The organism is Nocardia sp. NPDC058244 (assembly GCF_042882065.1).
Taxonomy (GTDB): domain Bacteria; phylum Actinomycetota; class Actinomycetes; order Mycobacteriales; family Mycobacteriaceae; genus Nocardia.
The window spans coordinates 13510-34331 of the sequence record NZ_JBHVWX010000010.1 but is presented as its reverse complement, the minus strand read 5'-3'; the positions used below and the strand labels follow the sequence as shown (position 1 = coordinate 34331).

Sequence of the window (20822 nt, the reverse complement as noted above, 5' to 3'; positions counted from 1 at the left end):
CCCATGTCGTCCCACGCGCCGCCGTCGTTCCGAGCCGGTGAACTGACCGACCCGAAGCTGTCCGCCGCGCTCAAGACGCTCGAACTGACGGTGCGGCGCCGCCTCGACGGTGTCCTGCACGGCGACCACCAGGGCCTCATCCCCGGTCCTGGCTCGGAACCGGGCGAGGCGCGCCTGTACCAGCCGGGTGACGATGTGCGGCAGATGGATTGGTCGGTCACCGCCCGCACCACCCATCCGCACGTGCGGCAGATGATCGCCGACCGCGAGCTCGAGACCTGGCTCGTCGTCGACCTGTCGTCGAGTCTGGACTTCGGCACCGGCCGGGTGCAGAAGCGCGATCTCGCGATCGCGGCGGCCGCGGCGATCACGCATCTCACCTCCGGCGGCGGCAATCGCATCGGCGCCGTCGTCGCCACGGGCCAGGACCTGGTGCGCATCCCCGCGCGCAGCGGTCGCCTGCACGCCCAGACCATGCTGCGCGGCATCGCGACCACCCCGCACGCCCGCGACGGTGTGCGCGGTGATCTCAAAGCCGGCATCGAGTCGCTGCGCCGTCCGCAGCGCAAACGCGGTCTGGCCGTGGTGATCAGCGACTTCCTCGGTGACGTCGACTGGCAGCGCTCGCTGCGCGCGATCTCGGCGCGCCACGATCTGCTCGCGGTCGAGGTGCTCGACCCGCTCGACGTCGCGCTGCCCGACGGCGGTGACGTGGTGCTGCACGATCCGGAATCGGGTCGCACCCGCGAGTTCAGCGTCACCCCCACGCTGCGTGCCGATTTCGCGGCCGCCGCGCAGGCCCAGCGCGCGCAGGTGCAGCAGGCGCTGCGCAGCTGCGGCGCGCCGGTGCTGTCGCTGCAGACCGATCGGGACTGGATCGCCGATGTGGTCCGGTTCGTGTCCACCCGGCGCCACAGCCTCGGCGCCCCGAGCGGGCGGGTGCCTCGCCAGTGAGTATTTCGCATTTCACGGCCGTCGTCTGGCTCGGTTTCCTGGTCGTCGTCGCCCTGCTGGTGCTCGGCTATGTGCTGGTCCAGCGGGCCCGGCACAAGCGGATGCTGCAGTTCGGCAACATGTCCGTGCTCGAGCGGGTCGCCCCGTCGCGGCCCAGCCCGATGCGGCACGTGCCGATCGCGCTGATCCTCGCCGGCCTGGTGCTGCTGACCGTCGCCGCCGCCGGACCCACCGCCGTGCAGAAGGTGCCGCGCAACCGCGCGACCGTCGTGCTGGTGATGGACGTGTCGCTGTCGATGGAGGCGACCGATGTGGAGCCGAACCGGCTGCAGGTCGCGCAGAAGGCCGGTAAGGAATTCGTCGACGGTCTGACGCCGGGCATCAACCTCGGTTTCGTCACCTTCGCCGGTACCGCGTCGGTGATGGTGTCGCCGACGACCAACCGCGAGGCCGTCAAGCATTCGATCGACAACATCAAGCTGGCCGAGCGCACCGCGACCGGCGAGGGCATCCTGACCGCCCTGCAGTCGATCGACACCCTGGCCGCCGTGCTCGGCGGCGCGGAGACCCCGCCGCCCGCCCGCATCGTGCTGATGTCGGACGGCAAGCAGACCGTGCCCGACGACAAGGACGTCGACAACCCGCGGCACGGCTTCACCGCGGCCCGGCTGGCCAAGAACAAGAACATCCCGGTCTCCACGATCTCCTTCGGCACCGAATGGGGCACCGTCGAGATCCCGGATTCCGACGGCAAGGGTTCGCAGCGGGTGAAGGTGCCCGTGGACAACGCCTCGCTGCAGGAGATCGCCAAGCTGTCCGGCGGCGAGTTCTACACCGCCTCCTCGCTGGCCGAACTGCGCGCCGTCTACGACACCCTCGAGGAACAGATCGGCTACGAGACCACCCGTGGCGACGCGAGCAGGCCGTGGCTGCTGCTCGGTATGTTGTTCGTCGCCGCCGGCGTCGTGGTCAGTTTGCTCTATCGTCAACGCCTGCCCTAGCACGCCTCGCCCCGCGTTGTGAGCCGTCGCAGTGCCGCGACCCTGACGCGGGGCGCACGAACCGGAACAGATAGGTTGGACCCTATGTCGAACGTCACATCCCGCTCGGTCCTGGTGACCGGTGGTAACCGCGGAATCGGTCTCGCGGTCGCCCAGCGCCTGCTCGCCGACGGCCACAAGGTCGCCGTCACGCACCGCGGATCGGGGGTGCCGGAGGGTCTGTTCGGAGTGAAGTGCGATGTCACCGACAGCGAGTCGGTCGACCGGGCGTTCACCGAGGTCGAGGAGCACCAGGGTCCGGTCGAGGTGCTGGTGGCCAACGCGGGCATCACCGACGACACCCTGCTGATGCGCATGACCGAAGAGCAGTTCGAGCGCGTCATCGACGCCAACCTCACCGGCGCCTTCCGCTGTGCCAAGCGCGCCAACCGGGCCATGCTCCGCGCGCGCTGGGGCCGGATGATCTTCCTCGGCTCCGTCGTCGGCCTCGGCGGTGGCCCAGGTCAGATCAACTACGCCTCCTCGAAGGCGGGCGTGATCGGTATGGCGCGCTCCATCACTCGCGAACTGGGCTCGCGCTCGATCACCGCGAACGTGGTCGCGCCCGGTTTCATCGAGACCGACATGACCGCCGAGCTGCCCGAGGATCTGAAGGAAACCGCGAAGAAGTTCATCCCACTGGGGCGTCTGGGCCAGGCCGAGGATGTCGCCGCGGTGGTCAGCTTCCTGGCGTCGGAGGACTCGCGCTACGTCACCGGTGCCGTCATCCCGGTCGACGGCGGCATGGGCATGGGTCACTGACCCGCTAACGGATCGCACCGCGCCGCCGACAATCCGGTGGCGCACGAAACGACCACCAGATTTCAGGAGAACCGAAAACTCATGGGCGGACTGCTCGAAGGCAAGACCATTCTGGTCACCGGCATCATCACCGATTCGTCGATCGCGTTCAGCGCGGCGGCGGTCGCGCAGGAGCAGGGCGCGAAGGTGATCATCACCGGCATCCCGGAACGGCTGCGGCTGATCGACCGCATCGCCAAGCGCCTGCCGCAGGAGGTGCCGCCCGCCATCCCGCTGGACGTCACCAACGAGGAGAACCTGGGCGCGCTGGCCGACGCCCTGCGCGAGCTGGCCCCCGAGGGCATCGACGGTGTCCTGCACTCGATCGCCTTCGCGCCCAAGACCCTGATGGGTCCGGACGCGGTGCCGTTCCTGGAGGGCCCCGGCCCCGACGTGGCGAAGTCCTTCGAGATCTCCGCCTGGAGCTACGCCTCGCTGGCCCGCGCCGTGCTGCCCGTGATGAACGAGGGCGGCTCCATCGTCGGTATGGACTTCGACCCGCGCGTGGCGATGCCGTACTACAACTGGATGGGCGTCTCCAAGGCCGCGCTGGAGTCGGTGAACCGGTACGTGGCCCGGGAAGTGGGCTACGCCAAGAAGATCCGCTCCAACCTGATCGCCGCCGGTCCGGTGAAGACCCTCGCGGCGAAGGCCATCGCCGGTACCGCCACCGACGACGCCAAGCAGCTGCGTCAGCTGGACGAGTACTGGGACGGCGCGTCGCCGATCGGCTGGGACGGCGCCGACGCGCGCGCGGTCGGCAAGTCGATCGTCGCGCTGCTCTCGGACTGGCTGCCCGCCACCACCGGCTCGATCATCTACGTCGACGGCGGCGCCAGCCACAACATGTGGTTCCCCGAGGGCTTCACCGCCAACTGATGACCGACGGCCTCCTGCTGCTGTCCTTCGGTGGCCCCGAGGGCCCCGAGGACGTGATCCCGTTTCTGGAGAACGTCACTCGGGGCCGCGGGGTACCGCGCGCGCGGCTCGACGAAGTCGCCCAGCACTACCTGCATTTCGGTGGCGTCTCGCCGATCAACGCGCTCAACCGCGACATCATCGCCGCGGTGGAAACCGATCTCGCCGACGCCGGGATCGAGCTGCCGGTGTATTTCGGCAACCGCAACTGGCACCCGCAGGTGGAAGACACCGTCGCGCGGATGACCGCCGACGGCGTGCGCTCGGCCCTGGTCTTCCCGACCTCGGCGTGGGGTGGCTACTCGGGGTGCCGCCAGTACGACGAGGACATCGCCCGCGCCCGCGCCGTGGTCGGCGACGGTGCGCCCGAACTGGTGAAGCTGCGCCAGTACTTCGACCATCCGCTGCTGATCGCCGCGTTCGCCGACGCGATCACCGCCGCCCTCGCCCGGATTCCGGCCGATCGCCGCGACAGTGCGCGCCTGGTGTTCACCGCGCACTCCATCCCGGTCTCGGCCGACATCGCCGCCGGCCCACCCGCCGACGGCGGCCGCCTCTACAGCAGGCAGGTCGCCGAGGCGGCCCGATTGTGCGCCGCCGCCACCGGTTTCGCCGACTTCGACCTGGTGTGGCAGTCGCGCTCCGGCCCGCCGCAGGTGCCGTGGCTGGAACCCGACATCGTCGATCATCTGGAGGTGCTGCACGGCAAGGGGATCGACGCCGTCGTGGTCTGCCCGGTCGGCTTCGTCTCCGATCACCTCGAGGTGATCTGGGATCTCGACAACGAGGCCGCGCAGAAGGCGGCCGAGCTCGGCATGGCCTTCGCCCGCGCCGCGACACCGGGGACCGACCCGCGGTTCTCGCGCATGGTCGTCGAACTGGTCCAGGAGCGGATCGCCGGGGGCCCGGTGCGCGAACTCGGCGAGGTGCCCGGCTACGGCTGCACCGTCGACGGCGCCCTCTGCGCGCCCGGCTGCTGCGCACCGGCGGCGCGCCCGGCCAGGCCCTGAACACAACCGGATAAACATTCGCCGGGTCGACCGGGTCCGGGGAGTAGGCTTTGCGGAGTTGTGCTCGACTGATCGGAGGACTTCCGATGCGTTCGACTCTGCCCCGCCGCGGACGGCCCGCCGTCGCCCTGCTCCTCCTGGCCGTGACCGCGTCCGGCCTCAGCGGCTGCGGGAACGACTCCAGTTACGAGGACGCGGGCCCGGTTCCCACCGAACCCACCATCTCCCAGGACTCGGTGGACGAACTCTGTGGCATCCTCGACGGCCAGAAGGGCACCTGGAAGGCGCTGGGCCCCCAGGTCGCGCGCGTGGCGTTCACCGGCGCGATGAAACTGTGGACGGTGCAGGACACCGTCGCGAATGCCGCGATCTCCTGGAATCGCCACATCGTCGACACCGTCACCACCGAGACCTGTCCCGTCGTCCGTGACGACACGCTGGTCGTCCTCGACGTTCCCGACCTGAAAGCCGCCCTCGGCGGTTTCTGAACCGCGACGCAGCCCTGCGCCACGCCGCGTCGCACGTACACCGCTCTCGCCTAGTCGAGTAGTCGAGTACGCGCGTGCCCCCGTGCCTCTCCGGCGCATTCTCGTCCCACCTGCACGACAGGAGAGGACGATGCGATGCGATCCCGTTCGACCTGATCCGGCGCCCGGCGGCCACCGGACCGGCACCCGTCGGACCGCTGCGCGTACCCACCGGATGCTCGCACTCGCCGCGGTGGCGGCCGTCGCGATCCTGTCGGCGGGCTGCGTGCGGCCCGCCGCCGATTCGCTCGCACCGGCGCCCGCGGACCCCGGTGTCTCGGCGCCCACCGATCAGCGGTCGGCCACGGAGCCGGGAGACCGGTCAGGATCCGACGGTGGTTCTGCCGGGACGGCGCCGGGTGGCAGCCCCGATTCCGGTGTGGCACCGGAGAACAGACCCGACAGCGGCGCGGCACCGGGTGGACCGATCGGCGAGGCCGGTGGCGGCGGGAGCGCGCCGGGCGGCCCGGTCGGCCCCGGTGCGCGACCGCCCGGGGGTGGCGGCCCGGCGCCCGCCAAGAAGCCCGGGAGCGGGAACCAGGCCAAGGGCTCCCCGGTCAAGATCCCGTCGTTCACCGAGATCGGCAGCCCGTTCACCCCGGAGCTGAAGGGTCGCATCGAAGCCGCGTCGGCGGCGGCCTGCCAGGACGCCGGAAACGACGCGAACTGCCTCACCCTCTCCTTCGCCCTGACCACGCCGGACGAGCGCGTCTGCACCTTCAGCGGCCTCTCACCCTCCGGCGGAACCGCCGAGCCCGGCACCACGCTCACAGTGAACCTGTCCGGCACCGAGCCGTGCCCCACCACCGATGACAACGGCGGCACCGGGACCGGCGGCGGTGGCACAGGTGGTGGAGGCACCGCAGGCACCGGCGGCGCGACCGGCGGTGTCGCGGGTGGTGAGGGCGCGCCCGGCGGCGGAACGACCGGCGGTGCGGGTGGAGGTACGGGTGGCGAAGGCACACCCGGTGGCGGAACGACCGGCGGTGGCTCGGGAGGTGGAACGGGTGGCGAAGGCACACCTGGCGGCGGAACGACCGGCGGTGGCGCGGGAGGCGAGACCGGTGGCGACGGAACGTCCGGGGGCGGCGGGACCACGGGCGGAAGCAGCGGGGTCGGTGACGGTTCGACCGGTGGCAGTGCCGGAGGTACGACCGGCGGCGAAACAACGGTCCCCGGTCAGGGAACGACGGGCGGAACGCGGACAGGACCGTCCGGCGGCGGCGGGACCGCCGGAAACACCGGCTCCGACGGCAACACCGCGAACGGCGGCGCGGACACCAGCGGCACCGATGCCCCGCCGGGAACATCCGGCGGTTGACCGGTGAGACGAAGGACGACGACATGAGCACAAACACCGGCTCCACCGGTTCCGGCGCCACCCATCCACACAACGGCACGCCTCGACCCACCCCGGCCGCGGCGGCACCCACCGCCACGGCGCAGGGGACCGCGCCGGGATCGGACGCACTGACCGCCGCGACGGCAACGGCCACGTCGGGATCGTGCGCGCCACCCGCCGCGACGGCAGCGACCGCGCCGGGATCGGACGTACAGACTGCCGCGACGGCAGCGACCGCGCCGGGATCGGACCTACCGACCGCCGCGACGGCTGCGACCACGTCGGGATCGGACGCGCCACCCGCCGCCCCTGCGCCGGGCACCCCACCCGCCGCGCCTCCCGGCGAGACCGGTCTGTCCCGTCTCGGGCCCATGATCCGCAACTTCGCCGCGCCCACCACACTGGTGACCGCGCTGCTGTTCTTCTTCGGGTGGTCGCACGCCTACTGGTTCTTCGACTACTTCGGGGTGAACTCGACGACGATCGGGCTGACGACGCAGGACTATCTGATGCGCAGTCAGGATTCGCTGTTCATTCCGCTCGCGGCCGGGGCGTGCCTGTTCCTGGTGTATCTGCTGGGCCGCAGGGTGTTCCAGGAGTTCGTGGTGCCGCGGATGAGTGCGGCGCAGCGTCGGCTGCTGGTGCTCGCGACCCTGGTCGTCGGGAGCGTGCTGGTCGTCGCCGGACTGGTCAGCATCGTCGTCTCGTCGCCGTTGCGGTCGATCGTCGGCGCGCCGGGGCTGTGCCTGGTCGGCGGTGTCGTGCTGGTCGTCGCCGCGGTGCGGGTGCGGCGCGGTGACCAGGGTGGGGGCGAACCGGCCGCCGATGTGCTCACGGCGGGGGAGTGGGGCGCGGTGTTCGTGCTGGTGGGGGTCGGCTTGTTCTGGGCGGTGGCCGACTATTCGGCGGCGGTCGGCACCGGCCGGGCGATCGAGCAGGTCGAGCAGTTCGCGCACCAGCCGAGTGTCTCGGTGTACGCGGACAAGCGCCTCGGCCTGGCGGCACCCGGCGTCACCGAACTCACGTGCCCGGCGTCCGATGCCGCCTATCCCTTCCGCTACGACGGTCTCAAACTCGTTCTGCAGTCGGGGAATCAGTACCTGCTGCTGCCGGAGTCGTGGAATCGCGACGGTGGGGTGGCCTTCCTGCTGCCGCGCTCGGATGCCAACCGGATCGATTTCTTCCCGCCCGGAGCCGTCCCGCCCGCCCACGATTGCCGCTGAGCGCGGGGTGCGCGGATTCCGAACCGGCGCTTGCCACTTCGGCCTGCCGCTGCGCTAGCATCTGCGCGCAGACCTTCGAGGGAAGGTGGTGTTCGAGACGGGGAGGCCCGATGATTCATGCCGCAATGCCGGCGACCGCACTAACACTCGCGTCCGCGCCGGACGCGGTGCTGGCCCGCCGCGGCGGCGGGGGAACGAGCGTCGGCATCGGCCTGCCCGATTGGTTGTGGATCACGATCCTGATCATCGTCGTGGTGATCGTCGCGATCGTGGTGATCCGCAAGCTCAGCAGCGGCTCGAATGCCGGTGCGCCGCAGCAACTGCCGCCTCGGCAGTACCAGCAGCCGTACCCACCCCAGCCGTATCCGCAGCAGCAGTACCAGCAACCGCAGGGATACCCGCAGCCGTATCCACCGCAGTACCCGCAGGCGCAGTACCCGCAGCCGTATCCGGCCCAGCAGCCGATGCCGTATCCGCAGCAGTACGCGCCCTACCAGGGCCAGCCGCAGTACCAGCAGCCCTACCGGCGCTGACCGGCGGCTAGCGCGGGGGGCCGGCGGCGGCGTGCACCGCCACCAGCCGGGCCTCCCTGATCGTGTTCCACAGCGGCCGCAGCAGCGACTCGTGCGCGCCGATCGCGCTGGCCGAGGTCGGCGCGGAGGCTGGTTCGTGCTGGGCGACGGTGAGGATCGCCGCCACATGGTCGGCGGTGTCGAGAATGCGCTTGGCGCGCAACGGGATCGAGTCGGGGTAGGCGTGCCGGGAGTACGCCGCCAGCTGCGCTTCGATCTGTTCGCGCGGGTCGGCGTCGCCGGTGCCGACAGCGGTGGTGTGTAGCTGCATCAGGGCGTCGGCGGCGTCGCGGACGGCCTCGCGCATCGTGTATTCGGCTTCCCCCAGCGACATGTCGGGCCCGCTGACGTGCGGGACGTCGACGCTGTACACGGTCCACTGGAGCGTCTCGTCGTCGTCCCACTGCGGGATCAGGCCGGTGCCCTGCGCGCCGGGCACGCCGAGCAGCAGGCCCTCCTCGGCGTCGATCGCGTCGGCGGCGAAGGCGGTGCCGACCGGCAGGCCGCGCACGTCACCGGGGGCGGGCAGCACCAGGCGCAGCTGCGCGCCCTCGGGCGCCATCGCTTCGCGGATCACCTTGAGCAGCGGCATGACTCCGGTGCCGGCGGCTTCGCCACGCGAGGTCCACGGCAGGTCGGTGCGCCCGCCGGTGACCGGGTCGCCCGCGGCCAGCGTGTGCCGTGCCGCCCAGGCGTGCAGTGCCTCCAGGAGGTCGTCGGGCGCGCTGGTACCGGCCAGCCAGGAGCCGGCCCACAGCGTCAGCGTGGCACTGGGAGAGCACATAATCATCGAGCATAAAGGTTTGCCCGGAATCGTGTGCGGGCACTGAGGGCCTGTCTGACCTGCGGGTGGACTTACTCGGGCTCGGTGACGAAGTCGATGAGCCGTTCGACGGCGCCGATCAGCGGCGCCTCCAGATCGCGGAACGAGCCGACCGCGTCGTAGACGCGGCGCCAGCCCTCTTGCGGTGTTCCCCAGCCCAGGCGCGCGCAGATCCCGGTCTTCCAGTCCTCGCCGCGCGGCACCGTCGGCCAGGCCTCGATCCCGACCGCGGCGGGCCGCACCGCCTGCCACACATCGATGAACGGATGCCCGGTCACCAGCACGTGCGGGCCGAGTCCGGTGGTCAGCTGGGTCTCCTTGGATCCGGTCACGAGGTGGTCGACGAGCACGCCCACCCGGGCGCCGGGGCCGGGCGCGAACTCGGTCAGTTTCGCGCCGAGGTTGTCGAGGCCCTCGAGATGCTCGACGACGACGCCCTCCACCCGCAGATCGTGGCCCCACACGCGCTCGACGAGGGCCGCGTCGTGCACGCCCTCCACCCAGATCCGGCTGGTCCGAGCCACCCGGGCGCGCAGTCCCTCGACCCGCGTCGATCCGGAGGCCGACCGGGTCGGCTGTGTGGGCGCGGTCGCGGTGGGCCGCACCAGGGTGACCGGTTTGCCGTCGATCAGGAACGCCGCCTCGCGCAGCGCGAACAGCCGGACCGCGCCACGCCCGTCCTCGAGTTTCACGAAGTCGCCGTCGTAGCTGCGGTCGAAACCGACTACGGCGCCGCAGAATCCGCTCGCCGCGTCCTCCACGACCAGATCGCGGTCGGCGCTCACCTTCGGCACCGGTGTCTTCCTGGTTCGCTGGTGCCCGGAATAGATATCGCCGCCGTACATGTCACGCCCACTCACCCGGCCGAGCTTAGAGGCGCGGGCCCCGTGACGGCGGCAGCGGCGCGCGAAAGCGATTGAACCCCATGATCGCGCCCAGGGTCGGCGAGCCCGCCCGGAAAGCCGTGATCGCGGCTAGTCTGGGATGGTGGCCGCAATAGTCTGGCTGATCGCGGGCATCGTCCTCGCGGCGGCGGAAATGCTCACCGGGGATCTCACGCTGCTCATGCTCGGTGTCGCCGCGCTGGGAACCGCCGGCATCAGCGCCGCGGCCGACCTACCCCTGTGGGGCGACGCGCTGGTGTTCGGCGCGGTCGCGGGCGTGCTGTTCCTCGGGGTGCGCCCGGTGCTGCGGCGCAAGTTCGGTTCCCCGCCCCCGATTCCGACGAATGTCGATGCGCTGCCGGGAAAGTCGGCGCTCGTCCTCGAACAGGTCGCGGCGCATTCGGGTCAGGTGAAGCTCGGCGGTGAGGTCTGGACCGCGCGCCCGCTGGACCCGAGCGAAGTGTACGACGCCGGCGTGACCGTCTATGTGATGAAGATCGACGGCGCGACCGCCGTCGTCTGGAAGGGTCCCTAGTAATGGTTGCCTTGATCGTGGCCGCTGTCCTCGTCCTGCTGGTCGTGGTGGTGGTCTTCAAATCGATCGCTCTCGTTCCGCAGGCCGAGGCGGCGGTGATCGAACGGCTCGGGCGCTATTCGCGCACCGTGTCCGGTCAGCTCACCTTCCTCGTCCCGTTCGCCGACCGCGTCCGCGCCAAGGTGGACCTGCGGGAGCGGGTCGTGTCCTTCCCGCCGCAGCCGGTGATCACCCAGGACAACCTCACCCTGCAGATCGACTCGGTGGTGTATTTCCAGGTCACCAGCCCGCAGGCGGCCGTCTACGAGATCAGCAACTACATCGCCGCGGTCGAGCAGCTCACCGTCACCACGCTGCGCAACGTGGTCGGCGGCATGACGCTGGAGGAGACGCTGACCTCCCGCGACCAGATCAACAACCAGCTGCGCGGCGTCCTCGACGAGGCGACCGGCCGCTGGGGCCTGCGGGTGGCCCGGGTCGAGCTCAAGTCCATCGATCCGCCGCCGTCGATCCAGGAATCGATGGAGAAGCAGATGAAGGCCGACCGCGAGAAGCGGGCGATGATCCTCACCGCGGAGGGCACCCGCGAATCGCAGATCAAGACGGCCGAGGGCGCCAAGCAGGCCCAGATCCTGGCCGCCGAGGGCGGCAAGCAGTCGGCGATCCTGTCGGCCGAGGGCGAGCGGCAGAGCCGCATCCTGCGCGCGCAGGGTGAACGGGCCGCCTCGTACCTGCAGGCGCAGGGTCAGGCCAAGGCCATCGAGAAGGTGTTCGCGGCCATCAAGAACGGCAAGCCGACGCCGGAGCTGCTGGCCTACCAGTACATGCAGACGCTGCCGATGGTGGCGCGCGGCGACGCCAACAAGGTGTGGCTGGTGCCCAGCGATTTCGGCAAGGCGCTCGAGGGCTTCGCCCAGAACTTCGCCACCAAGGGCGAGGACGGGGTGTTCCGCTACGAGCCGTCCACCGAGGAACACCCGCCGGTCAAGATCGAGGACGACTCCGATGTCGCCGACTGGTTCGAGACGGCGTCGGACCCGAAGATCGAGCAGGCCGTGCGCGCCGCGGAGGCCACGGCCCGCACCCCCGTCGAGGGTTTCGAGCCGCCGCGGCCGAAAACCGTTGCGCCGGTAGAACCCCCGTCGCTGCCGACCCCGCCGCCGAACGTACCCCAGCAGCAGCCGCCCGCGCCGCGCCCGGACGATCCGTACGGTCGCCCCTGGCAGCCGCCGCAGCACAGCTGAGGTCGGGGACCGCCTGCCCGCGAGTGTGCCGAAAGCCGCCACCGGGCTCGGCGCGCGTGCGAAAGTAGCGGGCGTGGGCAGGCGTGTGTCCGGGAACCTCCCGGCGGAAGTGACCAGCTTCGTCGGCCGCGATGACGATGTCGCGGCGGCCAAGCAGTTGCTCGCCGGTACCCGGTTGCTCACGCTGACCGGGGTGGGTGGGGTCGGCAAGACCCGGCTGAGCAGGCGGGTCGGCGAGACCGTGCAGCGCGCCTTCCCCGACGGGGTGTGGCTGGTCGAACTGGCCCACGTCAGCGATCAGAACCTGGTCGCCTCGACCGTGGCACGGGAGCTCGGCCTGCGTGACGACACCAGCGCGCCGCTGGCCGTCCTCACCGATTTCCTGGCCGACCGGGACCTGCTGCTGATCCTCGACAACTGCGAGCACGTGATCGGCGCGTGCGCGGCGCTCGCGGACCGGATCATTCCCGCGACGACCGGACTGCGCATCCTCGCCACCAGCCGTGAGCCGCTCGGTGTGCCGGGCGAACAGGTCCTGCCGGTCGCGCCGCTGTCGGTGCCCGACCCCGCCTCCGGCGACCTCGACAGTCCCGCGGCCCGGCTGCTCGTCGACCGCGCGACCGCGGCGGACCCGGCCTTCCGGCGGACCCCGGCCAACGCGGCGACCCTCGCCGCCATCTGCCTGCGGCTCGACGGCATCCCGCTCGCGCTGGAACTGGCGGCGCTGCGGATGCGGATGTTCACCCCCGAGCAGGTCCTCACCCGGCTCGACGACGCGATGGGCCTGCTCACCACCGGATTGCGGACCGCGCCGCACCGCCAGCAGACCCTGGCCTCGGCGATCCGCTGGAGCTATGACCTGTGCACGCCCGACGAGCAGCTGCTGTGGGAGCAGCTGTCGGTCTTCGCCGGCGGCTTCGACCTCGACGCCGCCGAGGCGGTCTGCCTGCTCGACGCGCCGCACGCGCTGCTGGCCGCGCTGACCGGGCTGGTGGAGAAGTCGGTGCTGGCCTATGGTCCCGGGGTCGACGGGGCGGGGCGGTATTCGATGCTCGAGCCGTTGCGGCAGTTCGCCGGTGACCGGTTGCGGGCCCGGGGTGCCGAATACGCGGTCCGGGTCGGTCACCGCGAGTACTACTACCGGCTCGCGTGCCGCGGGCGCACCGACTACTGGAGCGGCACCGACGTCGACTGGTTCCGCGACCTCAGCCGGGAGCATGCGAATCTCCGTGCGGCACTGCAATTCTCACTCGGCGATCCGGCCGGTGCCCGGCGCGCGCTGGAGATCGCGACCGAGCTGTGGCCGTTCTGGGAGCACTGTCATTTCCTCCTGGAGGGGTATCGCTGGCTGTCCGAGGCGCTGGCCAAGGACACCGAGCGCACGGTCGACCGGGCCAGGGCACTGACCGTGAGCTCGGTGATGGCGGCGATGCTGTCCGACACCGAGACGGCGGCGGAGTTCGCCAGGGCCGGGACCGAGATCGCGGCCGAATCCGGGTCGGCCGACGTGCGGGCCGAGGCCGCGATGGCGGGGGCGGTCCTGGCCTTCGGCGCGGGCGAGCTGCGCGACGCGCTCGACATCTCGGTGGCGGCGTCGGTGAGCGCGCACGAGTGCGCGCACCCCCGGGTGGAGATGGAGAGCCTGGCGTTCGCCGCGGTCTGCGCGCTGGCCCTGGACGACCCACTCGCCGGTGCGATGGCCGAGCGGCTGCTGGCGCTGACCACCGAACACGGCTCGCACCTGCTCGGCGGTCTCGCGTACTGGGCGGTCGGCACCCAGCAGTGGCGCGACGGTGACCAGCGCGGCGCCGTCGCGTCGCTGCGCCGGTCGATCGAGTTGTTCCGGCTCTTCGATCGGTGCGCGTGGCTCGCCACCAGTGTGGACGGTCTGGCCTGGGCGGCCGCCGCCGACGGCGACCCCGTGCGCGCCGCCCGCCTGATGGGGGCGGCATCGACTGTCCGCCAGGGCAGTTCGCAACGGCTGGCGCACGCGATGACCCAGCTCATCGGGCAGCGGGTGCGCGATCAGGTCCTCGCCGCGCTGGGGGAACAGGAGTTCGCCGCGTGCTTCGACGCGGGCGCCGCGCTGAGTCTCGACGACGCCGTGGACTACGCGATGGACACCGCGCCGCCCCCGGTCCCGGCGGCCGCGCCCGGCGGGCTGGACGTGCTGACCCGGCGGGAACGCGATGTCGCGCGCCTGATCGCGAAGGGCTACGGCAATCGCCGGATCGCGCAGGAGCTGGTGATCTCGATCCGTACCGCCGAGAGCCACGTCGACCACATCCTCACCAAACTCGGCTTCACCTCGCGCACCCAGGTCGCCGCCTGGGTCAGCCGGAACACCCTCTGACGGTGGCATCTCCGCGGTGACCGGGGACGGACCATCCCGCTGGGCGGCCCCGGCGGGCCACTGAGTGGGACCGGATCCCGGCGAGCCCGGAAACATCCGTAGTCGACGGGAGATCTCCGTAGTTTCCGCGATTCCCGCGCGTCGCCGGGACGGCACTGTGATGGGGGACACCATCGCTAGGTAAATGAGGTGACCCATGACGGTCGACGTGCTCGTCCAGCCCCGGTCCGCGCAGCAGAGCGGTCCGCCGCCGTCCTCCATGATCGATCGGATGACCTTGATCCTGGACGCGTTCGACGGGCCGGAGCCGGTCCGCACGCTGCTCGACGTGGCCGACCGGACCGGGCTGCCGCGCTCGAGCGTGCACCGCATCATCGATCAGATGGTCCGGCTGCGCTGGCTGGCGCACGCGCCGGGCGGGTACCGGCTCGGGACGCGGGCGCTCGAGGTCGGCGGGCTCGCCGTCGAGCACAACGAGATCAGGGACGCGGTGAGCCCGCTGCTGCACGAAGTGTGTCAGCGGACCGGGATGGTCGGGCACCTCGGCGTGCTCGACGGTCCCGAAGTGCTCTACCTGGACAAGGCGGCGGGCCGGTCCTGCGACAGCATCCCCACCCGGCTCGGCGGCCGGATGCCCGCGCACTGCACCGCCGTCGGGAAGGCGCTGCTCGCGACGCTGGATCCGAGCGTCGTGGAACTGGCCTTCCGGGAGCGGCTGCCGCAGCGGACACCGCGCACGATCGGCACCCGTGCCGAGTTGCATCGGGAACTCGATCGCGTCCGGACTCATCAGGGGGTCGCCGTCGATCGCGAGGAGTCGGTCGTCGGGGTGGCGTGCGTGGCGGTGCCGATCCGGGGCCGGGTGCCCGGCGCGGTCGCCGCGCTGTCCCTGTCGGGCCGGCTCGGTGGGGCGCGCGCGCCCGGGACGAGCCGGTTGGCGCGCATTCTCGTCGAGGTCGCCGACGAGGCCGCGCGGGCGGTCTTTCCCCGGTACGGCCGCTGGCACTAGGGATCAGTAGGGGAGCGGCAGCAGTTCGACCAGTGTGCCCCGGCCGGTGCCGGGCGGGAGGACGGCGAGTGCCTGGCAGCCGATGAGCCCGGCCAGGTGGGGGGTGTGCGCTGGACCGGTACTGCGCCACACGCCCCCGGTCTGCTGCTGGATGGGGACCAGCCGGGTCGAGGCGCCCTCGAGCACGCCCGCGTCCGAGAGCCTGCCCCACATGGTGGGTCCGGGGGTGCGCTGGGTGAGGGCGTCGACGACGGCGGGGCCGATGGCGAGCAGGGCCGCGATCGCCGCGAACGGGTTGCCGGGCAGGCCGAGCAGCACCCGGCCGTCGGGGAGCTGGGCCACCAGGGTGGAGCCGCCCGGCCGGATGGCGGCGCGCTCGACCACGATCCGGGCGCCCAGGTCGGCCAGCAGGGCGCGCAGATGGTCGGCCGCGCCGCGCCCGGTCGCCCCGACCATCACCACCAGGTCGGCGTGGGATTTCAGGGTCAGCCAGGAGCGCAGCAGGTCTTCGCCGTCGGCGAGATGCCACAGCCCGGTGCTCTCGATATCGCAGCAGCGCAGGAACTGGGGCAGCACCGGGCCGAGCGAGTCCCTGGTCTCGTTCGCGCCGAGCGGGCCGACCGCGCGGATCTCGTCGCCGGTCATCACCACGTCGGCGCGCAGCGGACCACGCACCGTGACGGTCTCGGCTTCGGCGCTCAGCGCCGCGGAGGCCAGCGCGGCCGAGACCCGCGTGCCCGCGCTCGCCAGCTGGACCCCGCTGTCCCAGTGCTCGCCCTGGCGGCGGGTGTCGTCGCGGACGGGGGCGCCGGGCGCGCGCATGACCACCGGCTTGCCGGAGACGGTGGTCGTCACCACGTGTTCGTCGCGCAGGGTGGCGGTGGTGCCGAGCGGAGTGGCGGCGCCGGTGGCGATGCGCACCGCCTCACCGGGCGCGAGCACCACCGAGCAGCTGCGTCCGGCGTACCTGACCTGCTGGTGGAGGCTCCACCACGGCCCAGGGCCCGCGACGGCGTAGCCGTCCATCGCCGCGCTGTCCACCCGGGGGAGCGGGCCGCCGGTCGTCAGCGCGGTGGCCAGGGTGGCGCCGATCGCGTCGGCCACGGGTAGCTCGCGCACGCCGATCGGCAGCAGGCGCGCGGCGATCCGGGCCCGCACCTCGGCCAGCCCACATCCCACGGCCGGAACAACCACGCCCGCTCGCGCGCTCACCACCACGTCCAGCCTCCGCCCACAATTCACCGGCAATCCGACACATCGTCCGCATCAGCCATTGCCTGCGATTTTCTGGGCAGTTGCCCCACGATGACGTTGTGCTCACCCGGTCCGGGCCACGCTCGTGCGGATTCGGACACATCACCGTCGGACGGACCGTCATCGACCCGGGCGTTCCGCGGCCGGGCTCGAGCGCATCGTAGCGACGCGACGCCGACGGCGCCGGGTGGTTCAGGGGCGGACTCCCCGGGCGTCCAGGAGCATCCCGAGGTAGCCCATCTCCTGGCTCTGGGACTGCGCCATGGCGCGGGCGGCCTGTTTCACCGGACCCGAGGTGAGCAGGGCGTCGGCGGCGCGGGCCATGGTGACGCCGCCCGAGTGGTGCCGATACATCAGTTGCAGGAACAGGGTTTCGGCGTCGGCGCCGCGCGCGGCGGACAGGGCGTCGAGGTCGGCGGTGGTGGCCATGCCCGGCATCGCCGCCGTCGAATCATGGTGGTGTCCGCCGGAATTCGCCATCCAGGCCATCGGTCGCGCGGAGGTCGGGGCCGCGCCGGCGAGCTGGGTCCAGCCGAGCAGGGTGCCGATCTCCACCCGCTGGACGTCGGCGATCTGCTCGGCCATCTTGCGCACGGACGGATCGGCGGCGGGGTCGAGCCGTTCGACCAGGATCAGCGCCTGCTGATGGTGGGCGGTCATGTCCTGGACGAAACCCAGCTCGACCGCGTCGAGCACCGGTGCGGGCGTGGCGGTCTCGGCGATCAGCAGCGGCCGCAGGGCCGCGCCGAGCACCAGCAGGAACAGCGCGGCGGCGGCGAGCGCGGCGACCCGCAGCACGCGACCCGTCCTCACGACCCCACCGTGGACTGCTGATCCGCCGGCGGCGAATACACCGCGTTGTCGAGCTGCAGCACCATGAACCCGTTGTCGGAGCAGGTGACATAGAGCTGGTCGCCCCGCCATTCCGGCGGCGAGAAGCACCAGTCGCTCGACATGTCACCGAAGGCGATGTCGCCCGCGCGCGAGGTCAGCACCTGCGCGGGATCGAACAGCCCCTCGGCCATCGCCCGCAGCGCCGCGGGGGCGCTCATCACCGGAACGCCGACGATCGAGGCCAGCGCGTGCGGCGAGTTCCAGACCTCCAGGTTGCGGCCGGTCCTGGCGGGCGGATTGAAATACGCGATCTCGCGGATCGCGTCCGGGTCGCGCACGTCGAACACCCGGATTCCCGAGGAGATCCACCCGCACGCCAGCGCCGTCGGATCGTCGGGCCGATCGGCCGCGCAGTAGTGCGATTCGTAGGAGAACGCCGAACCACCCATGGACGACCCGACATTGGCGTCGATGTTGTGCGGCAGGTTGATCTCCAGCTTGATCTTCGCCCTGATATTCGGGTCACCGTCGACGGACACGTCGATGAGCTTCACGCCGCCGGAACCCCCTTCGTCGACGGTGAAGACGTGCGGGACGCCGTCGTAGGTCACCGGCACGCTGTGCTGGGTGGCCCACCCGTCGGTCCAGAACGTCCGGCCCAGGTGGGGCACCTGCGGATTCGGGTCGCGCCGCTGCACGGCGCTCACATCGAGCACGGTGAAACCACCGAGCGCGGAGATGTAGAGCCGGTTGCCGTCCGGGCTCACCCCGAGGCCGTGCGCCTCGATGCCGGTCAGTCCCTGCCAGACCACCCGTGGCTGCGCGGGGTCGGTGAGATCGATCGCGCTCAGGAATCCCGGCGCGATCCCGGAGGCCCAGTAGGTGCGCCCGTCGGGGGAGAAGCCGCCCTCGTGCGTCGTGATCGGCAGCGGCATCAGCAGATTCGAGCCGGTGCCGGGATTGAGCAGGCGCGGGTGCGCGCAGTCGGAGATGTCGTAGACCGACAGGTAGCCGGCGCCGATCCCGACCGGGACCCCGGTGCCGACCAGCAGCTTGCGAGTGGTGTTGACCTTCAACGTCTCCCAGGTCCCGGCCAGCATGGCGGGTTCGGTGAGCGTCGCGGTGCGCCGGGGATTCGCCGGATCGGACACGTCGAGCACCTGCACGCCCTGCTGTTCGCTGAGCATGTTGCCGGGGAAGAACGTGCCGACGTAGGCGCAGTGCTCGAAACTGGTCGAGGTGATGCCTGCGCCGCGCCCCTGATAGTTGCCGACCATCGACATATTGCAGCGGTACCCCTGGGTGCTGCGTCCACTGTCTCGGTCACCGGCGGGCACGTCGCCCTGCATCCCGGTCTCGGGCAGCGAGCCCGGCCCACAGTCGGCGCGTGGCACCGACGTTCGCCCGACATCGAGGAATTCCTGCACCGCACCGGTGAGATCCGCGAACGGGTCCGCTGCCGAACCCGCGGGCACCCCCATCGCCACCAGCACCGCGACCGCCGCCGACGCCGTGAATCGCAGGACCGACCGTCCCGACCGTGCGCGCATCCTTGCCTCCCGATCATGCCCCGCGACCCGAACTGACTCAGACAGTAGTTCGCTGCTTTGGATGGTAAGTCGGGCGACCCCACCGCGGGGGCGATTTCGCCGAACGGCCGCTCGACCGGCGAGTCGGGTCCCCCACCCGGGCGGAGGAACGCTGTACGGTTGCCTGCGTTACGACTGCGTGTCTGTCAGGGCCGTCTTCCGCGACCGGAAAGGACTCGGATTCCATGTCGAACGATGTCGTAGGCAGGTCCGGTGACGCGGACGCGGACGGGAGCCCGGTAGCCGGTCGATCGCCGGGGAAGTCCCGGATCGATCTGTTCGTCTTCTGCGCCACCGCGATCGGCGCCCTCGCCTTCGTCGCCTGGGGTGTGCTCGACGACGAGAGCCTGGCCTCGGCGGCGGGCACCGCGCAGAAATGGGTCATCACCAATACCGGCTGGTTGTTTGTCCTGGTGGCCACGACTTTCGTCGTCTTCGTGATCTGGCTGGCGGTCAGCCGCTACGGCCGGATCCCGCTCGGCGCCGACGACGAGAAGCCCGAATTCCGCACCGTCTCCTGGATCGCGATGATGTTCAGCGCGGGCATGGGCATCGGCCTGATGTTCTGGGGCGTGGCGGAACCGTTGTCGCACTTCGTGACTCCGCCGCCGCACACCGCCGAGCCCGGTTCCCCGGCCGCCGCCGAGGTCGCCATGGCCACCACGCTGTTCCACTGGACGCTGCACCCGTGGGCGATCTACGCGGTGGCGGGCCTGGCCATCGCCTACGGCACCTTCCGGAAAGGCCGCTCGCAGTTGATCTCCGCGGTGTTCCGGCCCCTGCTCGGCCGCCACGCCGACGGAATCGGCGGGCGCGCCATCGACATGATGGCGATCTTCGCGACCCTGTTCGGCTCGGCGGCCTCGCTCGGTCTCGGCGCCCTGCAGATCGGTGCGGGCATGGAGTTCAACGGCTGGATCGACGGCATCGGCAAGGTCGGCCTGGTCGCTATCATCTCCGGCCTGACCGTCGCGTTCGTGCTGTCGGCGGTCTCCGGGGTGGAACGCGGCATCCAGTGGCTGTCCAACATCAATATGGTGCTGGCGCTGGCGATCGCGGCGTTCGTCTTCGTCGCCGGGCCGACCCTGTTCGTCCTGAACATGGTGCCGACCTCCATCGGCGACTACGTGGAAATGCTGCCGACGATGGCCTCGCGCACCGGCGCCGGTGACGAGGCGATGCAGCAGTGGCTGTCGAGCTGGACGATCTTCTACTGGGCCTGGTGGATCTCGTGGACCCCGTTCGTCGGCATGTTCATCGCGCGGATCAGCCGCGGCCGCACGATCCGCCAGTTCGTCACCGGCGTGCTGCTGGTACCGAGCGCGGTCAGCCTGCTGTGGTTCGCGATCTTCGGCGGCGCGGGCATCGCCGAACAGGCCGAGCACGGCGATCTCACCGAACCCAATGGCACCGTCGATTCGGACTTCGCGCTGTTCCACCTGCTGGACCAGTACCCGCTCACCTCGGTCACCACGGTGGTCGTGATGATCCTGGTCGGCATCTTCTTCGTCTCCGGCGCCGACGCGGCCTCGATCGTGATGGGCACCCTGTCCGAACGCGGCAGCATCGAACCGTCCCGCCCGATCGTCATCTTCTGGGGCGCCGCGACCGGCGCCGTCGCCGCGATCATGCTGGTCATCGCCGATTCCGACGACCTCGGGGGCGCGCTCACCGGCCTGCAGGCCCTGACCACCGTGGTCTCGCTGCCGTTCCTGGTGGTGATGGCCGCGATGTGCGTCTCGCTCTACAAGGACCTGCGCGAAGACCCGCTGATCGTCCGCGCCGACCGTGGCATCGAACTCGTCGAGATCGCCGTGGACAAGGGCACCGAACAGCACGACGGCGACTTCGCCCTGGTCACCGAACCCACCGAGGACGACGAGCAGGGCGGCGTGGCCGCGCGCTGACCC

The 20822-nt window shown here is 71.1% G+C and carries 19 protein-coding genes; 14 read left to right on the top strand and 5 right to left on the bottom strand.

The window, feature by feature from the left end; translation table 11 throughout:
- Positions 1 to 3 precede the first annotated feature (3 nt).
- The 9 genes from ACFVW6_RS28705 to ACFVW6_RS28665 all read left to right on the top strand — a co-directional run bounded on the left by ACFVW6_RS28705 (position 4) and on the right by ACFVW6_RS28665 (position 8348).
- Positions 4 to 954, top strand: a complete 951-nt coding sequence (locus tag ACFVW6_RS28705; RefSeq protein ID WP_355276014.1) for a DUF58 domain-containing protein — start codon at positions 4 to 6, stop codon at positions 952 to 954.
- Entirely contained in the window at positions 951 to 1955 is a 1005-nt protein-coding gene (locus ACFVW6_RS28700) for a VWA domain-containing protein (RefSeq protein WP_218716512.1), read from the top strand. Before ACFVW6_RS28705 ends, ACFVW6_RS28700 begins: the two co-directional genes overlap by 4 nt.
- Before the next feature lie 84 nt (positions 1956 to 2039).
- On the top strand, positions 2040 to 2756 hold the full coding sequence (gene fabG1 / locus ACFVW6_RS28695) for a 3-oxoacyl-ACP reductase FabG1 (RefSeq protein WP_365013578.1): 717 nt from the start codon (positions 2040 to 2042) through the stop codon (positions 2754 to 2756).
- Positions 2757 to 2837: 81 nt separating this feature from the next.
- Positions 2838 to 3674 (top strand): NADH-dependent enoyl-ACP reductase InhA, encoded by an 837-nt coding sequence (gene inhA / locus ACFVW6_RS28690; RefSeq protein ID WP_218716513.1) that lies wholly within the window; start codon positions 2838 to 2840, stop codon positions 3672 to 3674.
- Positions 3674 to 4723, top strand: coding sequence for a ferrochelatase (locus ACFVW6_RS28685; RefSeq protein WP_378830203.1), 1050 nt, complete (start codon positions 3674 to 3676; stop codon positions 4721 to 4723). The genes inhA and ACFVW6_RS28685 overlap by 1 nt, the downstream gene beginning before the upstream one ends.
- Before the next feature lie 86 nt (positions 4724 to 4809).
- Positions 4810 to 5211, top strand: coding sequence for a hypothetical protein (locus ACFVW6_RS28680; RefSeq protein WP_365013573.1), 402 nt, complete (start codon positions 4810 to 4812; stop codon positions 5209 to 5211).
- 214 nt (positions 5212 to 5425) lie between these two features.
- Positions 5426 to 6571: a hypothetical protein gene (locus tag ACFVW6_RS28675; protein WP_378830205.1), complete on the top strand. Its 1146-nt coding sequence runs from the start codon at positions 5426 to 5428 to the stop codon at positions 6569 to 6571.
- A 23-nt stretch (positions 6572 to 6594) separates the two neighbouring features.
- On the top strand, positions 6595 to 7815 hold the full coding sequence (locus ACFVW6_RS28670) for a hypothetical protein (RefSeq protein WP_378830206.1): 1221 nt from the start codon (positions 6595 to 6597) through the stop codon (positions 7813 to 7815).
- 110 nt (positions 7816 to 7925) lie between these two features.
- Positions 7926 to 8348 (top strand): hypothetical protein, encoded by a 423-nt coding sequence (locus ACFVW6_RS28665; protein WP_378830208.1) that lies wholly within the window; start codon positions 7926 to 7928, stop codon positions 8346 to 8348.
- Positions 8349 to 8355: 7 nt separating this feature from the next.
- Here ACFVW6_RS28665 and ACFVW6_RS28660 read toward each other — a convergent pair whose 3' ends face one another.
- The gene (locus ACFVW6_RS28660; protein WP_378830209.1) at positions 8356 to 9171 is read right to left on the bottom strand and encodes a hypothetical protein; all 816 of its coding nucleotides are present in this window, start codon (positions 9169 to 9171) and stop codon (positions 8356 to 8358) included.
- Between the two features lie 71 nt (positions 9172 to 9242).
- Complete coding sequence (locus ACFVW6_RS28655) at positions 9243 to 10055, bottom strand: DUF3097 domain-containing protein (protein ID WP_355276012.1); 813 nt, start codon at positions 10053 to 10055, stop codon at positions 9243 to 9245.
- 142 nt (positions 10056 to 10197) lie between these two features.
- Between ACFVW6_RS28655 and ACFVW6_RS28650 the strand changes: the two genes are divergently transcribed.
- The 4 genes from ACFVW6_RS28650 to ACFVW6_RS28635 all read left to right on the top strand — a co-directional run bounded on the left by ACFVW6_RS28650 (position 10198) and on the right by ACFVW6_RS28635 (position 15235).
- A complete protein-coding gene (locus ACFVW6_RS28650; RefSeq protein WP_378830210.1) occupies positions 10198 to 10629 on the top strand; it encodes an NfeD family protein in 432 nt (143 codons plus the stop codon).
- A gap of 2 nt (positions 10630 to 10631) precedes the next feature.
- A complete protein-coding gene (locus ACFVW6_RS28645) occupies positions 10632 to 11873 on the top strand; it encodes an SPFH domain-containing protein (RefSeq protein ID WP_357345229.1) in 1242 nt (413 codons plus the stop codon).
- Between the two features lie 73 nt (positions 11874 to 11946).
- Positions 11947 to 14226 carry an ATP-binding protein gene (locus ACFVW6_RS28640; RefSeq protein WP_378830211.1) on the top strand — a complete coding sequence of 760 codons (2280 nt, stop codon included), beginning with the start codon at positions 11947 to 11949 and terminating at the stop codon, positions 14224 to 14226.
- Between the two features lie 196 nt (positions 14227 to 14422).
- Positions 14423 to 15235 carry an IclR family transcriptional regulator gene (locus ACFVW6_RS28635; RefSeq protein ID WP_378830213.1) on the top strand — a complete coding sequence of 271 codons (813 nt, stop codon included), beginning with the start codon at positions 14423 to 14425 and terminating at the stop codon, positions 15233 to 15235.
- Between the two features lie 3 nt (positions 15236 to 15238).
- On the opposite strand, the gene ACFVW6_RS28630 is transcribed toward ACFVW6_RS28635, so the two are convergent.
- The 3 genes from ACFVW6_RS28630 to ACFVW6_RS28620 all read right to left on the bottom strand — a co-directional run bounded on the left by ACFVW6_RS28630 (position 15239) and on the right by ACFVW6_RS28620 (position 18873).
- Positions 15239 to 16447: a molybdopterin-binding protein gene (locus ACFVW6_RS28630; protein WP_378830214.1), complete on the bottom strand. Its 1209-nt coding sequence runs from the start codon at positions 16445 to 16447 to the stop codon at positions 15239 to 15241.
- A 234-nt stretch (positions 16448 to 16681) separates the two neighbouring features.
- Positions 16682 to 17302, bottom strand: a complete 621-nt coding sequence (locus ACFVW6_RS28625) for a DUF305 domain-containing protein (protein ID WP_378830215.1) — start codon at positions 17300 to 17302, stop codon at positions 16682 to 16684.
- Positions 17299 to 18873 (bottom strand): LVIVD repeat-containing protein, encoded by a 1575-nt coding sequence (locus ACFVW6_RS28620; protein WP_378830216.1) that lies wholly within the window; start codon positions 18871 to 18873, stop codon positions 17299 to 17301. The genes ACFVW6_RS28625 and ACFVW6_RS28620 overlap by 4 nt, the downstream gene beginning before the upstream one ends.
- 224 nt (positions 18874 to 19097) lie before the next feature.
- Here ACFVW6_RS28620 and ACFVW6_RS28615 point away from each other — a divergent pair, with 224 nt between their 5' ends.
- The gene (locus ACFVW6_RS28615) at positions 19098 to 20819 is read left to right on the top strand and encodes a BCCT family transporter (protein WP_378830218.1); all 1722 of its coding nucleotides are present in this window, start codon (positions 19098 to 19100) and stop codon (positions 20817 to 20819) included.
- The last annotated feature ends 3 nt before the right edge of the window (positions 20820 to 20822 follow it).